Annotated in this window: 13 protein-coding genes; 4 read left to right on the plus strand and 9 right to left on the minus strand. The window is 64.6% G+C overall.

The window, feature by feature from the left end; genetic code table 11:
* Positions 1-65: 65 nt before the first annotated feature.
* Positions 66-1,982: a molecular chaperone DnaK gene (gene dnaK / locus CJZ82_RS06200; protein WP_094554934.1), complete on the plus strand. Its 1,917-nt coding sequence runs from the start codon at positions 66-68 to the stop codon at positions 1,980-1,982.
* Positions 1,983-2,134: 152 nt separating this feature from the next.
* On the opposite strand, the gene pstS is transcribed toward dnaK, so the two are convergent.
* The 3 genes from pstS to psbQ all read right to left on the minus strand — a co-directional run bounded on the left by pstS (position 2,135) and on the right by psbQ (position 4,831).
* Positions 2,135-3,145 carry a phosphate ABC transporter substrate-binding protein PstS gene (gene pstS / locus CJZ82_RS06205; protein ID WP_094554935.1) on the minus strand — a complete coding sequence of 337 codons (1,011 nt, stop codon included), beginning with the start codon at positions 3,143-3,145 and terminating at the stop codon, positions 2,135-2,137.
* Positions 3,146-3,212: 67 nt separating this feature from the next.
* Positions 3,213-4,286 carry an FAD-binding oxidoreductase gene (locus tag CJZ82_RS06210; RefSeq protein WP_158218491.1) on the minus strand — a complete coding sequence of 358 codons (1,074 nt, stop codon included), beginning with the start codon at positions 4,284-4,286 and terminating at the stop codon, positions 3,213-3,215.
* Positions 4,287-4,333: 47 nt separating this feature from the next.
* Entirely contained in the window at positions 4,334-4,831 is a 498-nt protein-coding gene (gene psbQ, locus CJZ82_RS06215) for a photosystem II protein PsbQ (protein ID WP_094555013.1), read from the minus strand.
* A gap of 116 nt (positions 4,832-4,947) precedes the next feature.
* Between psbQ and purU the strand changes: the two genes are divergently transcribed.
* Together purU and CJZ82_RS06225 are read left to right on the plus strand one after the other, a co-directional pair.
* A complete protein-coding gene (gene purU, locus CJZ82_RS06220) occupies positions 4,948-5,802 on the plus strand; it encodes a formyltetrahydrofolate deformylase (RefSeq protein ID WP_094554937.1) in 855 nt (284 codons plus the stop codon).
* Complete coding sequence (locus CJZ82_RS06225) at positions 5,799-7,076, plus strand: O-antigen ligase (protein ID WP_094554938.1); 1,278 nt, start codon at positions 5,799-5,801, stop codon at positions 7,074-7,076. The genes purU and CJZ82_RS06225 overlap by 4 nt, the downstream gene beginning before the upstream one ends.
* Here CJZ82_RS06225 and CJZ82_RS06230 read toward each other — a convergent pair.
* From CJZ82_RS06230 to acnB, 6 genes are all read right to left on the minus strand, one after another.
* Positions 7,048-8,712, minus strand: a complete 1,665-nt coding sequence (locus CJZ82_RS06230) for a radical SAM protein (RefSeq protein WP_094554939.1) — start codon at positions 8,710-8,712, stop codon at positions 7,048-7,050. The two genes, CJZ82_RS06225 and CJZ82_RS06230, sit on opposite strands and share 29 nt — an antisense overlap.
* 95 nt (positions 8,713-8,807) lie before the next feature.
* On the minus strand, positions 8,808-11,198 hold the full coding sequence (locus tag CJZ82_RS06235) for a S8 family serine peptidase (protein ID WP_143593547.1): 2,391 nt from the start codon (positions 11,196-11,198) through the stop codon (positions 8,808-8,810).
* Positions 11,199-11,443: 245 nt separating this feature from the next.
* Entirely contained in the window at positions 11,444-11,851 is a 408-nt protein-coding gene (locus CJZ82_RS06240; RefSeq protein ID WP_143593548.1) for a hypothetical protein, read from the minus strand.
* A 235-nt stretch (positions 11,852-12,086) separates the two neighbouring features.
* Positions 12,087-12,668: a hypothetical protein gene (locus tag CJZ82_RS17700; RefSeq protein WP_143593549.1), complete on the minus strand. Its 582-nt coding sequence runs from the start codon at positions 12,666-12,668 to the stop codon at positions 12,087-12,089.
* Positions 12,669-12,699: 31 nt separating this feature from the next.
* The gene (locus CJZ82_RS06250; protein WP_094554943.1) at positions 12,700-13,167 is read right to left on the minus strand and encodes a lysozyme inhibitor LprI family protein; all 468 of its coding nucleotides are present in this window, start codon (positions 13,165-13,167) and stop codon (positions 12,700-12,702) included.
* Positions 13,164-15,791 (minus strand): bifunctional aconitate hydratase 2/2-methylisocitrate dehydratase, encoded by a 2,628-nt coding sequence (acnB, locus tag CJZ82_RS06255; protein ID WP_094554944.1) that lies wholly within the window; start codon positions 15,789-15,791, stop codon positions 13,164-13,166. Before acnB ends, CJZ82_RS06250 begins: the two co-directional genes overlap by 4 nt.
* A 129-nt stretch (positions 15,792-15,920) precedes the next feature.
* Here acnB and CJZ82_RS06260 point away from each other — a divergent pair, with 129 nt between their 5' ends.
* A complete protein-coding gene (locus CJZ82_RS06260) occupies positions 15,921-16,994 on the plus strand; it encodes a 3-deoxy-7-phosphoheptulonate synthase (RefSeq protein ID WP_094554945.1) in 1,074 nt (357 codons plus the stop codon).
* The last annotated feature ends 93 nt before the right edge of the window (positions 16,995-17,087 follow it).

Raw genomic sequence — 17,087 nt, forward strand, 5'->3', positions numbered from 1 at the left:
TGCGGTGGCCCCCGCTGCTGAAGATGCATGGGACAGAACATTCAATTCAAAGGAGGTGAGAACCCATGGGTAAGGTTGTCGGCATTGACCTTGGCACCACGAACAGCTGCGTGGCGGTGATGGAGGGCGGCAAGCCCACCGTTATTGCCAATGCGGAAGGGTTCCGCACCACCCCATCGGTGGTTGCTTACACCAAGAACCAGGATCAACTGGTGGGCCAGATCGCCAAGCGTCAGGCGGTCATGAACCCTGAGAACACCTTCTATTCGGTGAAGCGCTTCATCGGCCGTCGGGTCGATGAGGTGAACGAGGAATCGAAGGAAGTGAGCTATGGCGTCGAGAAGGCGGGCGCCAATGTCAAGGTGAAGTGCCCGGTGCTGAACAAGCAGTTCGCGCCTGAAGAGGTGAGTGCCCAGGTGCTGCGCAAGCTGGCCGATGACGCCGGTAAGTACCTCGGTGAAACCGTCACCCAGGCGGTGATCACGGTGCCTGCCTACTTCAACGATTCCCAGCGTCAGGCCACCAAGGATGCCGGCAAGATCGCCGGCCTCGAAGTGCTGCGCATCATCAACGAGCCCACGGCAGCTGCTCTTGCCTACGGCCTCGACCGGAAGAGCAACGAGCGCATCCTGGTCTTCGACCTTGGCGGCGGCACCTTCGACGTCTCGGTGCTCGAAGTGGGCGATGGCGTGTTCGAGGTGCTCTCCACCAGTGGCGACACCCACCTAGGCGGCGACGACTTCGACAAGGTGATCGTCGATCATCTGGCCGCCAGCTTCAAAGCCAATGAAGGCATCGATCTGCGCCAGGACAAGCAGGCCCTGCAGCGCCTGACCGAGGCGGCCGAGAAGGCCAAGATCGAGCTCTCCAGCGCCACCCAGAGCGAAATCAACCTGCCGTTCATCACGGCCACTCCCGAGGGTCCCAAGCACCTCGATCTCACCCTCACCCGGGCCAAGTTCGAGGAGCTGGCCTCCAAGCTGATTGATCGCTGCCGGGTTCCGGTGGAGCAGGCTCTCAAGGACGCCAAGCTCTCCTCCTCAGAGCTCGATGAGGTGGTGATGGTGGGTGGTTCCACCCGCATTCCCGCAGTGCTTGAGCTGGTCAAGCGGGTCACCGGCAAGGACCCCAACCAGACGGTCAACCCCGATGAGGTGGTGGCCGTTGGTGCCGCCATTCAGGGAGGTGTGCTGGCCGGTGAAGTGAAGGACATCCTTCTCCTCGATGTCACTCCGCTGTCGCTGGGCGTGGAAACCCTGGGCGGCGTGATGACCAAGATGATCACCCGCAACACCACCATCCCCACCAAGAAAGCCGAGGTGTACTCCACCGCTGTGGATGGTCAGACCAATGTGGAAATCCACGTGCTCCAGGGGGAGCGCGAGCTTGCCTCCGACAACAAGAGCCTGGGAACCTTCCGTCTCGATGGCATCCCGCCTGCACCTCGCGGCGTTCCCCAGATCGAAGTCACCTTCGACATCGACGCCAACGGTATCCTCAGCGTCACCGCCAAGGACAAGGGCAGCGGCAAGGAGCAGAGCATCTCGATCACCGGGGCCTCCACCCTCAGCGAGAACGAGGTGGAGAAGATGGTGAAGGACGCTGAGGCCAACTCGGCTGCCGACAAGGAGAAGCGCGAGCGCATCGACCTGAAGAACCAGGCCGAAACCCTCATCTATCAGTCTGAGAAACAACTCACCGATCTTGGCGACAAGGTCACTGCGGAGGTCAAAGCCAAGATGGATGAGAAGCGCCAGCACCTCCAGGATGCTGTCGACAAGGAGGACTACGAGGCAATGAAGACCCGCTTTGAGGAGCTTCAGAAGGAGCTCTATGAAGTAGGGGCCTCGGTCTACCAGCAGGCCGGCGCTGAAGCCGGTGCTCCTGGTGCCGAACCGGGCGGCAACGGTGCTGCCGGCGCCACATCCTCAGGCCCCAGTGCCGATGATGTGATCGATGCGGAGTTCACCGAGAGCAAGTGAACGGGTCGTGATCGTGGCCGGGTGTCTCTTGGTGTCGCCCGCCACGGTCGTCGACCATAGCCTCAACCAGGAAAGCCCTCTTTGCATTGCAAAGAGGGCTTTTTTCTGCTCCGATACCGGTCAAAGGTCCCGTAGGGATCGACTGGCGAGGATTACTTGCCGATGCTGGCCACGGCTTCCTTGGCCCGGGCCACCACTTCGGGGGGCAGGCTCACGTAACCAAGTTCGGGGGCCAGCGATTGTGCCTTTGGAGAGAGGGTGTGCTCGAACACTTTCTGCAGTAACGCGGTCTTGTCACCGTTACCGCTCTTGTAGAGCAGGATCCAGGTGAAGGTCACGATCGGGTAGCCGGCTGCCGGATTCGGATCACTTCCCACCAGATCCGGACCGATGTCGATCGAGCCCAGTGCCGTAGTGGCGGTTTCGTTCGTGGGTTTGAGCATCTCACCGCTCTTGTTCTGCACGGCCGCCGCCTGCAGTTCTCCCTGTACGTAGGCGGTTTCCACATAGCCGATGCCGCCGGGTGTCTGCTTCAAGGTGGCGGCGATTCCTTCATTACCCTTGGCACCCACGCCGGTGGGCCAGGCCACCGATTTGGCTGCCCCGGGTCCGTTCTTCCACTCGTCGCTGAAGGCCGCCAGGCTGTTGGTGAAGTTGTAGGTGGTGCCGGAGCCATCGGAGCGGTACACCACGTTGATCGGCTTGTCCGCGCAGCCCAGATCCTTGTAGTTCTTGATCTTGCCGAGGAACACGTCCACCACCTGCTCCTGGCTGAGCTTGAGATCACAACCCGGCAGGTTGTAGGCCACGGCGATGGCGCCCGCCGTCATCGGCACCTGAACCACGCCTCGCTTGACCTTGGCGATGTCGTCCGCCTTCATCGGCGCGTCGGAGGCGCCGAAATCGACGGTACCCGCCACAAACTGACGAACGCCAGCTCCTGATCCAACCGATTGGTAGTTGACGTTGATGCCCTCGCTGGCCAGATCCTGGAACCAGCGCTGATAGATCGAGGCCGGGAAGGAGGCTCCGGCTCCATTGAGGCTGCCGGTGAGAGCCCCGCCGCCGCCGCCGCCACCGCCGCAGGCGGAGAGGGCCAGGCTGAGGCTGAGACCCAGGGCCGTACCGACCTTGGCGAGGGAATTTGGCTGGCTTCGTTTCATGGTGTGGAGAAAACTCTTCGGGCCTGCAGTCACCCAGTGACGCTATCCAGCCGTCTACCCCAATTCGTTAACGACAGGTAAGGGAACCTTCGATCTGCTCCACGGCCCACTGGGCAGAGGCCGGTGCCAGCAGCACTCCATTGCGGTAGTGACCACTCAGCAGCAGCAGTCCAGGCTCCAGATGCTCCAGCAGCGGGGCCGGCCTACCGAGGGGCCTCGCCCGCAGGCCCTGCCAGCGGCGGATCACTGCCGCATCTCTCAGCCAGTCGCAGCCCAGGACCCTGCCGGCGAGCTGTCGCATCGGTCCCAGCAGCTCCGGGTCGGCCTGATCCCCCGGCTCCAGGGTCGCCCCCAGCCAGAGACCCCCGCCTGGCCGAGGCACCAGGTTGAGCCCCTGCCAGACCACTGGGCAGGGCCAGCGGATCGGCGCGCTGGTCGCCAGCTCCAGGCACTGGCCGAGCACGGGCTGCAGCGGTCGCTGGTGCCCGAGGGGGGCAAGAAGCCCTTCGCTGGCCAGGCCAGCTGCCAGCACCACCCAATCGGCCGTGATGGCCTGCGCGCCTGAGCAGCCCTGCACTCTCCAGCCTGCCGGCTGCCGCTCCAGCCCCACCACCCGCTCGCTGAGCAGCTCCAGGCCCTGCCGCAGGCCATCACGGCGAAAAGCATCCATGGCGGCCAGGGGATCCAGCTGTCCGTCCTGGGCGGAGTGGAGGCCACCCGCGTTGGTCTCGGTTTCAACCAGGCTCAGACCCAGCTCCTGCAGCCGAGATGGCTCCCACCAGCTCAGGGGCAGACCGAGGGCCTGGCGTTCCTCCAGCAGCTGGCGCAGCCGTTTGGTGTCGCCGATGTCATGCGGCAGCAGAAGCAGGCCGGCCTGGAAGGGGATCGGCCAGCCACGCCCGCTCAGCTGCTGGCGCCACTGGGTCCAGAGGCTCAGGGAGGCCTGGCGCAGGTGCCAGGCGCGGCCCCTGCTGCGCTGGAACACCTGGGCCATCAACACCCCCAGGGCCGCGGCACTGCCGTTGCCGCAATCCTGCGGATCAGGCCCATGGGCGTCAGGGGCGATCAGCCGCACTCGATGGCCGCGGCCTTGAAGCAGCCAGGACGTGGCCAGGGCGACGATGCCGGCGCCGATCACCACTACCGAGCGAGGCTCGGCCGGACGCTCAGGATGTGGCTGGGAAGCGCTCAGGCTGCGGAGCCACTGGGCAGCGCAGCGGCGGGGAGCACCTCGGAGTAGGAACCGAAGCCCCTGGCCACCTTGATGTAGCCCTTACGCAGCCGTTCTCCGTCCTGGAGGCGTGCGGCCTCATCCAGCTCGGCCAGAGCGCTCTTGAGCTGGTTGGCCCTGGCGGTGGCTTCGACGCGGTCGGCGGGGAGAAGACGCTGATTGATGTAGAGCATTTCCCGGCCCACTTCCTGCATGGGTCCGTGGATCAGATTCCTGGTGAACACCCAGTTCTTGTCGTTCACCAGTGAGGCCAGCTCGGGCAGCCGTTCCTTGGCTGCCAGGAATCCCTCGGCCTGCCGCTGGATGATCGCCAGATCGGCGGGACTGATGCTCGGGGGTTTCTTGGCCTGGCCGCCATCGCAGGCCACCAATCCGAAGCTGAGCACCACGGCGAGCGCCAGGAGGCCCAGTTGCCTCAGGGCATGACGAAGGGTGGAAACCAGCTGAACGGCCATGGTGGGCACCGAAGACAGGCGCGACTGTACGTCGCACCGGCATGGCCGTCTGCCCTGCTGGCGACTGGCCTGGAGAGCGCCGGCCACAATGCCCTTCGAGACAGGCCCTGGTGCCGATGAGCGTGCCCACAGCAATCCTGCAGGTGATCTGCCCCGACCGTCCGGGTCTGGTTAGTGAGCTCTCCGGCTGGGTGGCGGCCAACGGTGGCAACATTCGCCATGCCGATCACCACACCGACGCCGGCGCGGGGCTGTTCCTCAGCCGGATCGAGTGGCAGCTGGAGGGTTTCGGACTGCCGCGGGAGGCGGTGGCGCCGGCGGTGACGGCCCTGGCAGAGCGGCTTGGCGGTGACGGCCAGGTCCATTTCTCCGATGTCGCGGCACGCGTCGCGATCTTCGTGAGCAAACAGGATCATTGCCTGGTGGATCTGCTCTGGCGCACCCGGGCCGGGGAGTTGCCGATGCAGGTGCCGCTGGTGATCTCCAATCACCCCGATCTGCAGGCCCTGGCCGAGGATTTCGGTGCACGCTTCGTTCATCTGCCGGTGCTGCCTCACTCCAAGCAGGAGGCAGAGCGGGCGCAGTTGCAGTTGCTCCAAGACCACGGCATCGAGCTGGTGGTGCTGGCCAAGTACATGCAGGTGCTCAGCCCCGACTTCCTGGCCAGCTTCCCTGCGGTGATCAACATCCACCATTCGTTCCTGCCGGCCTTCAAGGGCGCCCAGCCCTATCACCGCGCCTGGGAGCGGGGCGTGAAGCTGATCGGGGCCACTGCCCACTACGTAACCGAAGATCTCGATGGCGGACCGATCATCGAGCAGGCCACCGTGCCCGTCAGTCACCGGGATGATGTGGAGGACCTGATCCGCAAGGGACGTGACATGGAGCGGCTGGCCCTCGCCCGGGCCCTGCGGCTGCACCTGCGCCGCCAGGTGATGGTCTACCGGGGTCGCACTGCCGTGTTCTCGTGAGGCAGGAGTGGCTGCGGCGCCTTGATGCGACCAGGCCCGAGGGCGCCTCGCCCCTGGGCTGGCGTTGTTTTCAGCTGGGCTTGCTGCTGCTGGCCAGCTCAGCCCTGCTGGCCGGAGTTCTCCTGCTGGTGGCCCTGATCCTTGCTTGCCGCCAGCGCCTGCCCTGGTGGCGGGATCGGGTCAATCAGGTGCTGCTGCTGGTATCAGCCCTGATGGTGCTGGGTTGTTTCACCGCCTCCAGCGGCTGGCTGGCCTGGGTGGGCCTGGGTAACTGGCTGCCCTTCTTCTGGGCGTTCTGGGGGTTCCAGCCCTATCTGGCCTCGGCCCAGGCCCGACGCCGGGTGGCCCTCTGGCTTGTGGCCGGCACCGTGCCGGTGATCGTCACCGGCCTTGGACAATTGTTCTGGGGTTGGAGCGGGCCGTTCCAGATCCTGGGGGGAGCGATCATCTGGCACCTCAAAGCCGGCGGCAATCCGTCTGGTCGCCTGGCCGGCCTGTTCGACTACGCCAACATCGCCGGAGCCTGGCTGGCCCTGGCCTGGCCTTTTGCCCTGGCGGCCCTGCTGCAGCGCTCTCAGTCGTGGCTGAAGCGCTTGCCGGCCTTGCTGATCACGGTGGGCCTGGTAGCCGCCATCGCCCTCACCGACTCCCGCAACGCCTGGGGGGCTCTAATACTGGCGCTTCCCCTGGTGGCGGGGCCGGCCCGCTGGATCTGGTTCTTGCCCCTGCTGCTGCTGCTGCTGATCCCCGTAGGGCTCGCCAGCCTGCCGGGGGTGCCCATGGTGCTGCAGGCCCCGGCCCGAGCCATGGTGCCCGAGGCGGTCTGGGCTCGTCTCAACGACTTCAAGTTCGCCGGCGATCGCGACCTGGCCAGCACCCGTCTCAGCCAGTGGGGGGTGGCCGTGGGGCTGATCGCCGAACGGCCCTGGCTGGGCTGGGGCGCTGCGGCTTTCAGCGTGATTTATCCCCTGCGGACGGGCCTGTGGCATGGTCATCCCCACAACGTGGTCATCGACCTGGCCCTGAGCCATGGCCTTCCCGCGGCGGCGATGGTGGTGGCTCTGGTGATCTGGCTGCTCATCCAGGCAGCGCGCCTGGGAATCACCGCAGCTCCGGTGTTCGATCGCGCCTGGTGGGCGGCGGCCCTGGTGCTGGTGACGCTGCACTCCACCGACATTCCGATGTATGACAGCCGCATCAACATTGCCGGCTGGGTGCTGCTCTGCGGCCTGCGGGCCTACTCCCTCAGCCCGGAGTCGCGCAGGCGGGTCTGACGCTGGCTGCCGCGAGGGCCTCCTGCCTGTGACGGGCCAGTGTGGCCTTGGGCAGGGGCCCCTCCAGATGCTCCCAGGGCAGCACCCTCTCCGTGTCCCAGTGACCATGGATCGTGTCCTGCCAGGGCGGGAGCGGGGGCAGGCTTCCCTCTGGTTGCTCGCACACGCTGCGGTAGGCGGTCTTCCAGCCCCCCTGGCTGCCGTGGCGGCCCCGCACGGCGGCGATCACGGCGGCCAGGCGCCGGTCGCTGCGGGAGAGCAGCGCCTGGATCACGCTCCAGCCGTAGCTCTCGGGCCGCAAGTCGATGCCCTTGGGCTGCAGGCGGCGCGCCAGCCGTTTCAGGCGCTTTTCCGCTTCGGGCCGCACCGGTTCCCACTGGAACGGGGTGTGGGCCTTGGGTACGAATGTGCTCACGCCCAGAGAGAGGCGCAGGCAGGGGGAGGCGTTCTTCAGAGCCAGCAGCAGATCGGCGGTGGCTTCGATGTCATCGTCGTCCTCGGTGGGAAGGCCGGCCATGCCGTAGAGCTTCAGGCCGCTGAGCCCGCCCTCCCTGGCGTAGCGGGCCGCCGCGAAGATCTCCTCCGTGGCCAGCTTCTTGTTCACCACCTGCCGCATCCGCTCGCTGCCGCTCTCGATCGCAATCGTCAGCGACTTGCTGCCGCGCTTGGCCAGAATTCGCCCCAGCTGCGGCGTCACTGTGGCGGCCCGCACCGAGCTCACGCTCACCCGGGTGTCATCGAAGCGGTCCTGGTCGAGCCAGCTCAGCAGGTCGGCGAACTGGGGGTGCTGGGTGACCGAGGCCCCCAGCAGGCCCAGCCGGCGTGTGGCCCCCAGGCCCGCCTCCACGGCGGGGATCAGGCCGTCGTCAAGCGACGGGGTGCGGAAGGGCAGGGTGAGATAGCTGGCCAGGCAGAAGCGGCAGAGCTCTGGGCAGCTGCGCACCACCTCCACCATGTGGATCGAGGGCCAGGCCGCCTCGGGGGTGATCACCATCGAGTGGCTGAGGGTGTTACCCCGCCAGGTCTGCTTGGCCACGGTCGCCGGGATGTCTGCTTCGATCGGCTCCACCGCCAGAAGGCTTCCGGCGCTGTCGTAGCGCGGGGCGTAAAGCGCCGGCACATACACACCCGGCACCCGGGCCAGGGCGCGCAGCCTCTCGGCCCTCGGTGCCTGCCGGTGGGCGATCACCGCCTCCACGAAGTCGGGCAGCAACTGTTCGCCATCGCCCAGCAGCACGGCGTCGAAAAAGGGGGCCAGGGGCTCGGGGTTGGCGGTGAGCACCGGTCCGCCCCCGAAGACGATCGGATCGTCCTCGCCCCGCTGACGGCTCCAGAGCGGAATGCGTTGCTGCTCCAGCAGGTCCAGCAGCACCGGGCCATCGAGTTCCCAGCTGAGCGAGAGACCGAAGAGGTCGCAGTGGCGGTGGGGGGGGTCGCCGCGGTCGGTGAACAGCCGCCGCACATCCAGATCGGTGCGCCGCGCCAGGGTCGCCCAGACCACCTGGAAGCCCAGGCTGGTGATACCCACGGAATAAGTGCTTGGGAAGGCAAGCACGGCGCGCAGGGCTCCTGCCTCCGGGGTGGAGGGCTCAAATAGCAGAATTTCCTGGTTCAGAGGTCGGGGGAGAGCGTGCATCTCCAGCGTCTCACCCGGTGGCTGCTCGCAATCCTGAGGGGCTGGATCGGTTGAGGTGTCATCTCTGAGCTGGTGTCGACATCAATGAGGAACCTTCAGACAAAGCTGGTCCAACTGGCGGTAGTGCCCAGGATGTAGACGCCAGTGCCTGTGGCCAGATTCACGCCCTGGATTGTGGCGATGAATTCGTCATTGCTGCTGAATGTGTTATTGCCATTTCCAAGGAAGAGCTCAGTGTTGGATCCATTGTTGCGAATCAGGTATTGACTACCACTGCGCAGCTGAACAAGGTCGCCTTCGCTGCTGTTCAGGTCTTTGATTAGCGCATAGTCGCCAGTACCTTGATTCCTGTTGTTGCCATCGTTGTAAAAGGTGCTGCGCCTCGCGTCGGCCAGCACGAAGGTGTCCTTGCCACCTAGGCCAGTGAGCGTGTCAATGGTACTTTTGCCGTTGTCGTTGCCGCTTTCGCTGACGCCCGCAATCAGGTTGTTTCCGGCATTTCCGGTGATGGTGTCGTTGCCGGGCGTTCCCCAGAAATTGGGACTAACAGGGGCTGGATCGTTGTCGACAATGTTGATCGTGGCAGAACTTGCGCTGCTACTGATGCTGTAGCCAACTCCGCTGGCCAGCGTCAGGATCACGGTTTCGGTGCCTTCGTAGATCTGATCATCGATGGGAGTGATCATCAAATCGACGCTGCTTTGACCAGGATTAAATGTGATGCTGCTGGCAAGTTCCCCACCATTGCTTGAATAGTCGCTGCCGTTGGTGGCGGTTCCGCCGATCTGCAGGAACACCTCGAGACTGTCGTTGGAATCCGAGCGGCTGAGGCGGAAGGTTCCTGGGTCTGGTCCCGTTTCTGAGGCGCTGGCGTCAAAGGCGGCGAGAGACACTTGGGGCAGGGGCACGCTGCTGCCAACGAGCTGGCCGAGGCGCGTGATCGACGAAGGAATATCTAGACGTCCTCCGCTGACGGTGATCCCCGCCAAGGAGCTGGTAGGTGCTGTCCCTTCCAGCAGCGCCTGCTTGATCTGGGCGCCTGTGGCGGCGGGGTAAACCGATTTGAGCAGGGCGGCGGCACCGGTTACGTGTGGTGTGGCCATCGAGGTGCCGCTGTAGCTGGCATAGCTGACATTGGGCACTGTCGACCAGATTCCACTGCCAGGGGCTCCGAGGTCCACCGTGGTGGCGCCGTAGTTGGAGAAGCTGGATCTACTGCCGGTGCTTGTGATCGCCGCGACAGCAATCACATTTGAATTAGTATAATTAGAGGGATAACTGGCTAGGCTGTCATTGTTGTCGCCAACACGATCGATGCCGCCATTGCCTGCAGCGGCGATGAACAGAATATCGGCCTGATTGGCGCGTTCGATCGCATCGTACAAGGCCTGCGAGTATCCACCTCCGCCCCAGGAATTGTTGGTGGCAACAATGTTGACGCCTTTATTCTTCAGGGCCGTGAAGTAGTCGACGGCCTTGATGGCATTGGCCGTTGTGCCGCCATTGCTGCCCAGGAATTTGGCACTTAGCAGTTTCACGTCCCAGTTCACTCCGGCAACGCCGCTGCCATTACCCCCCCTGCCGCCAATCGTGCCGGCGACATGGGTGCCATGGTCGTCACCAGTGCCGTCGTAGACAGTGTTGTTATTGGCGTCAAAATCCCAGCCGTAGACATCATCGACATAGCCGTTAAAGTCGTTGTCGATGCCATCTCCGGCCGTTTCGCCAGGGTTGGTGCCAGCGTTGTTGGCCAGGTCAGGATGGGCGTACTGGTAGCCCTCGTCGATGATGCCGACATACACGCTGCTGGAGCCGGTGTAGCCGGAGGCCCAGGCTTCGGCGGCCTGACTGCCGTAGGCATTTGCGGGGCTGCTCGCATCGCCATACATGCCCCAGAGGCTGCCGTTTGTGAAGTAGGTGTCGTTACTGGTGGCCTGGGCCTCCAGCTTCCAGTTCTTCTCGGCATAGGCCACGCCTGGGCGTCGGGCGAGGATGGCAATGGCCTGTTCTGCGCTGAGACCAGGCGGCAGATTCACCCACTCGAGCATGCCGGCAGCGTTGTTCTTCATCGCCGCCGTGTAGATCTCCTCGCGCAGGGACAAGCCAAAGGCTTGACGTGCGGTAGCTCGATCACTGGCTGTTGTGCCTGGCTGCCAACTCACCAGCAGGCCATCAAAGCTTGAACTGAAGTTCTTGTTGATTGGGGACGTTCCATCTGGACCGCCCATGACGCCAGAGGTTCGATACTCGGCAGCAGGTTCGATTGAGACCGTGGGATTGGATTCAATAGTCGCATCTGGGCGGGTAACCTGAAGGCCAGCTATTAATTTTTGGTAGGTGCTCAGGCCGGAGCTTTTATTTTCTCTTTCTCTGAATTTCGGGAAGCTGAAACTGTCAATACTGATCTCTTTAGCTGCTTGGTTGAAGAGATCTGAGGTGCTACTTATGCGCCCCTCGTAGAGATGCTCTTGCCAGAAGGAGGCCAAGCGGGCTAAGGAGAAGGCTTTTGGCACTACCGGTTGTTGATACGTGAATCATTTTAATCTATAGCAGATTTGAACGGTTGTGCTGCATGTCCGTTAGTGCTGCCCTTGGCAATGGCCTCTCCAACTCCCAGCTCAGGCACAGGCTGGCTCAAGCAATACCGTTTCCTGATCCAGGTGGGGCGCGGGACGGGCCTTTCGCCTTTCACCGCGCACTCCGGGTTGCCTTGATCGTGAGCTCTACAGCTCTATTTGCCGATCAGCGCTGAGAGGGGGCCGATCAGGCCGGTGAGCGCCGACGTGGCGCCTGCGGCATCGGGCGTTCCACCACCGAAGGTGCTGATCACGAGATTGGCCGCAGTTTCGATCGCGGGCCACTTATCGCCGGCGAGGGGCTTGATCACCGGAGCGGCTTTGTCCCAGATTGCCTTGAAGCCGCCCATAGTGGCGACGGCTGCGCCGAGGTTTCCGCCCTTCACCTCGTTCTCGCCTTTCTTGAGCAGGTCGAGCACGGGGTTCACGGCCGGTGCCAGAGCGGCCTGGCCGGTGGTGGTGGCGGCCTGCTTCGCAGCTTCGCCGGTGGCTGTGACGGCGTCCTTGGCGACCTCTTTGGTCTGTGAGCAGCCCGTGAGGACGAGCGATCCTGCGACAGCCAAGGCCATTCCGGTCGCCAACAGCCTTTCGGAGCGAGCCATGCCTTCCAATTCTTATTAACAGCCGAACCGTAGTCACTTCGCCTCGGAAGTCCAGCCCGGTACTCCTGATTTGTCACATTTGCTGCAGCAAGATTCTCTGCTCACACCTCAGCCAGCACCCTGGACTCCTCTTCGTTGCTCACCACCAAGCCCTCGATCTGATCGAAGTTGAGGTAGCGGTAGATCTTGGCGCTGCCTAGGTACACCTAGGCGCCGATCCGGGAAGGAGATTCTCAAGGCACCAGATGGTCTTCCTGCCGCCGCTGGTGCGCTCGGTGGTTGGAAGTGGTCTGGAGCTGGTGCCTGTGTCGGAGGAAGAGGATGTGGATAGGCCGTCCGGAGCCATTGCCATCGCCATCGGAACCCCTTCGGCCATGCCTTCACTGAAGATGAAATTGCTGAGCACGGCTCCTGTGACCGACTTCACCTGCAGGAACTGAGTCCTCACGACCAGCAACCTCTGGCCATCGGCTGTGAAGAAGGCTCCGTAGCTATGGTTGGGTAAATATTTTCCTAGCACCCTAGCTCCGATCAGCAGGAGGCTTCCATCGGGTCGGTTGGCGATGATTGAATTTGCAGGTAGCTGTTCAAGTCGGCGTTTGCGCAGACCGAACCGCTCCGGCTTGGCGCCGCAGGTGAAGAGAAAAGCGGTTCCGCCCGCCTCATATCCCAACCCCTTGAAGGCCACCTGCCCGGAGGAGTAGTCGGGGTTGTGCAGGCCAGTATCGGCTCGCCCACCTGCTCGAAAGCCAAGGCCTGCCCTGCCGGGTCCATGCAAGCCATCAGCGTTAAGAACGCCGTGCCGAGGCCTATGAGCATGGCCGAAGCCCTCCAGGGTCGTCGTGCTGAGGCTCACACCAGCTGATGCCCGTGCCCAGGTCCCGCAGCTCCTGCACCCGGCGGATCGTTTGCACGGCCTGGCACTGGCTGGTCCATTTTTCTGGGAATTGTGAGCGTCTGTAGTAGGCCTTCACCAGGGCGCACTGGGAATCGCGCAGACGGATCCAGGCCAACTGGGCGTCCTGCAGGGCCCGGCGCTCCTGGGAGTCGGCCCGCGCCATCAGGTCGCTGTAGACGGCATTGAGTTCCCGGTCGGCTTTTGCCAGCGCTTGCCGATGGCAGGCCACTGCCGCCGCCTCTGCCTGGGGCAGGCCCGGGCACTCAACCGCGGTGCCGGAGAAGTAGCCACCGCTGGGATCGTCGGCCCGGGCCACGGGCGCCAGCAGCCCGAGCAGCGTGCATGCGGCCAGGATGGGTGCGTGCAGCTGGGGGTTCATACCTCAGCCAGCACCTTCTCTTCCTCCTCCACACTCACGATGCGGCCGGCATCACTGAACCCATCGATCTGGTCGAAGTTGAGGTAGCGGTAGAGCTCGCCTGAGAGGGGGTCGATCTTGGCCGCTGCAATCTCCAGGTACTCGGCCGGGCTGGGAATGCGGCCCAGCAGGGCACACACCGCCGCCAGTTCGGCGCTGCCCAGATACACCTGGGCGCCGTTTCCGAGTCGGTTGTTGAAGTTGCGGGTGCTGGTGGAGAACACGGTGGTGTTGTCTTCCACCCGGGCCTGGTTGCCCATGCAGAGCGAGCATCCGGGCAGCTCCATGCGGGCGGCGGCGGCCTCGAACTTGGCGGTGTAACCCTCGGCGCGCAGCACCTCGTCGTCCATGCGAGTGGGGGGGCAGACCCACAGACGCGCGGCGCTGGTGCCGGCCCCATCGAGCACCGTGGCGGCGGCGCGGTAGTGGCCGATGTTGGTCATGCAGGAGCCGATGAACACCTCATCGATCCGCTCGCCCGCCACCTCGGAGAGCAGCTTGACGTTGTCGGGATCGTTGGGGCAGGCCAGCACCGGTTCGGTGAGGTCATCGAGGTTGATCTCGATGATTTCGGCATACTCGGCGTCGGCGTCGGCGCCCATCAGCTGGGGATCGGCCAGCCAGGCCTCCATCGCCTGGATCCGACGGGCCATCGTGCGCTCGTCGTGATAGCCGCGGGCGATCATGTTTTTGAGCAGCGCCACGTTGCTGCGCAGGTATTCCGCCACGGTGGCTTCTGAGAGCTTGATCGTGCAGCCGGCACAGGAGCGCTCGGCAGAGGCGTCCGTTAACTCAAAAGCCTGTTCGAGCTTGAGATCGGGCAGGCCCTCGATCTCCAGGATGCGGCCGGAGAACACGTTTTTCTTGTTGGCCTTCTCCACCGTGAGCAGACCCTTCTGGATCGCCACCCAGGGGATGGCGTTGACCACGTCGCGCAGGGTGACGCCGGGCTGGAGTGAACCGCTGAAACGCACCAGTACCGATTCGGGCATGTCGAGCGGCATGGCGCCGATGGCGGCGGCGAAGGCCACCAGGCCCGATCCTGCGGGGAAGGAGATGCCCAGGGGGAAGCGTGTGTGGCTGTCGCCGCCGGTGCCCACGGTGTCGGGCAGAAGCATGCGATTGAGCCAGCTGTGGATGATGCCGTCGCCGGGGCGCAGGGCGACGCCGCCGCGGGAGGCCATGAAATCGGGCAGCTCGGCGTGGGTTTTGAGGTCGACCGGCTTGGGGTAGGCGGCGGTGTGGCAGAAGCTCTGCAGCACCAGATCGGCGGAGAAGCCCAGGCAGGCCAGCTCCTTCATCTCGTCACGGGTCATCGGCCCGGTGGTGTCCTGGGAGCCGACGGTGGTCATCAGCGGCTCGCAGCTGGTGCCGGGGCGCACGCCCGCCAGGCCGCAGGCCTTGCCCACCATCTTCTGGGCCAGGGTGAAGCCCTTGCCGGTATCGGCCGGGGCCGCGGGGCGGATGAACAGCTCCGAGGGCGCCAGACCCAGCTGGGCCCGCACCTTGTCGGTCAATGAGCGGCCGATCAGCAGGGGGATTCGCCCACCGGCGCGCACTTCATCGGCGATGGTGCTGGGCTTGAGCTCGAAGCGGGCCACCACCTCACCGGCGCCTGGTTCGCCTTCAGCCCGCTCGATCGTGCCCGCATACGGACGGATTGTGATCACATCACCCGAGTTCAGCGCCGAGACATCGCACTCGATCGGCAGGGCACCGGAATCTTCGGCGGTGTTGAAGAAGATCGGTGCGATCTTGCCGCCCAGGATCACGCCGCCGCCGCGCTTGTTGGGCACGTGGGGAATATCGGTGCCGGTGTGCCAGAGCACGGAGTTGATCGCCGACTTGCGCGAGCTGCCGGTGCCCACCACATCGCCCACGTAGGCGACGGGGTGACCCTTGGTCTTGAGCAGATCGATCAGCTCCAGTCCGCCCGGCATGCGGGTTTCCAGCATCGCCATGGCATGCAGGGGGATGTCGGGACGGGTGGTGGCGTGGGTGGCGGGGGAGAGGTCGTCCGTGTTGGTTTCACCCTCCACCTTGAACACCGTGACGGTGATCGCCGCCGGCAGCTCCGCCTTGGCGGTGAACCACTCGGCGCCAGCCCAGCTGTCCACCACCTGTTTCGCCCAGGGGTTGCTGGACGCCAGCTCCAGGACGTCGTGGAACGAGTCGTAGACAAGCAGGGTGCGGCTCAGGCCTTGGGCCGCTTCGGCGGCGACGGCGGCATCGGCGTTGCCGAGCAGGCTGATCAGGGCACCGACGTTGTAGCCGCCGATCATGGTGGCCAGCAGCCTGGTGGCCTCGATCGGGCTTACCAGGGGGCTCACGTTCAGTCCCTGGGCGATGGCGCTCAACCAGCTGGCCTTGACGTAGGCGGCCTCGTCCACTCCCGGCGGGATGCGTTCGCTGAGCAGATCGAGCAGAACGCTCTCCTCACCAGCGGGAGGCTGCTCCAGCAGCTGGGTGAGGGCCTGGGCCTGGGCGGCGGAGAGCGGCAGCGCCGGCACACCGAGAGCCGAGCGCTCCGCCTCCGCCTGGCGATAGCTCACCAGCAGGTCGGTGTCACTGTCTGGGGAGAGCATGGCGAAACGATGAGGTTGTCTCCATTGTTTCCGGCCGTGGCCCCCCGCTCAGTCACCATCGCTGCCAAAGATGCTGCGGGGAGAGTCTCTAGGGTGTGAGATTGGCCCCGGTTCCAGACCGCTCCCGGCATGCTCACCACCTCCGACCTCCACATCGTGGAGACACGGCCGCTGGTGGCCCCGGCGGTCCTCCACCGCGAACTGCCTCTGAGCCAGACGGCGGCCCGCACCGTGCTCGATGCCCGTGAGCGGATCAAGGCGATCCTGCATGGGCAGGACTCCCGCGTCCTGGTGATCGTCGGCCCCTGCTCGGTGCACGACGTGGAGGCCGCCCGGGCCTATGCCGATGCGATCGCAGAGGTGCGCGAGCGCCACCGAGACCAGCTGGAGGTGGTGATGCGGGTGTACTTCGAGAAGCCCCGCACCACCGTGGGCTGGAAAGGCCTGATCAACGATCCCCACCTCGACGCCAGCTACGACATCAACACCGGGCTGCGATTGGCGCGGGGCTTGCTGGTGCATCTTGCCGAGATGGGGCTGCCGGCCGCCACCGAGCTGCTCGATCCTGTGGTGCCCCAGTACATCGCTGATCTGATCGGCTGGACGGCGATCGGGGCGCGCACCACCGAAAGCCAGACCCACCGGGAGATGGCATCCGGCCTGTCGATGCCGATCGGCTTCAAGAACGGCACCGACGGCAGCGCCGTCACGGCCATCCATGCCATGCAGGCCGCCTCCAAGCCCCACCATTTCCTGGGCATCAGCCAGCTGGGCCACGCTGCGATCGTCTCCACCACCGGCAATCCGGATGGCCATCTCGTGCTGCGCGGCGGCAAGGGAGGCAGCAACTACCACTCCGAAGCGATCGAGCAGGCGGCCCATGCCCTTCAGAAGGAGGGCCTGCCGGCGAGGCTGATGGTTGATTGCAGCCATGGCAACTCCAACAAGGACTACCGGCGCCAGGGGGAGGTGCTCGCCGAGGTGGCTGATCAGTTGCGCAGTGGCTCCCGCCATGTGATGGGGGTGATGATCGAAAGTCACCTGGTGGCAGGCAATCAGAAGATCCCCGCCGATCTGAGCCAGCTGGCCTACGGCCAGAGCATCACCGATGCCTGCATCGACCTGGAGACCACCCGCACGGTGCTGGACGGGCTGGCCGCAGCTGTGGCTGAGGTCCAGGCCAGCAGCCTGGCGCCGGTCTGATTGGATTAGTTCTGGCACTCCCAGAGTGAGACTGCCAGAATCATGTTCTTGCAACAGGATGTTCCTGTTGAACAGTTGATTCTGGTGGGCGCA

Source organism: Synechococcus sp. 1G10 (genome assembly GCF_002252625.1).
GTDB lineage: Bacteria > Cyanobacteriota > Cyanobacteriia > PCC-6307 > Cyanobiaceae > Regnicoccus_A.

Excerpts from the sequence above, each read along its gene's own strand:
- dnaK (WP_094554934.1), top strand. The coding sequence starts at position 66 with ATGGGTAAGGTTGTCGGCATTGACCTTGGCACCACGAACAGCTGCGTG.
- pstS (WP_094554935.1), bottom strand. The coding sequence starts at position 3,145 with ATGAAACGAAGCCAGCCAAATTCCCTCGCCAAGGTCGGTACGGCCCTG.
- psbQ (WP_094555013.1), bottom strand. The coding sequence starts at position 4,831 with ATGGCCGTTCAGCTGGTTTCCACCCTTCGTCATGCCCTGAGGCAACTG.
- purU (WP_094554937.1), top strand. The coding sequence starts at position 4,948 with ATGAGCGTGCCCACAGCAATCCTGCAGGTGATCTGCCCCGACCGTCCG.
- CJZ82_RS06230 (WP_094554939.1), bottom strand. The coding sequence starts at position 8,712 with ATGCACGCTCTCCCCCGACCTCTGAACCAGGAAATTCTGCTATTTGAG.
- CJZ82_RS06250 (WP_094554943.1), bottom strand. The coding sequence starts at position 13,167 with ATGAACCCCCAGCTGCACGCACCCATCCTGGCCGCATGCACGCTGCTC.
- acnB (WP_094554944.1), bottom strand. The coding sequence starts at position 15,791 with ATGCTCTCCCCAGACAGTGACACCGACCTGCTGGTGAGCTATCGCCAG.
- CJZ82_RS06260 (WP_094554945.1), top strand. The coding sequence starts at position 15,921 with ATGCTCACCACCTCCGACCTCCACATCGTGGAGACACGGCCGCTGGTG.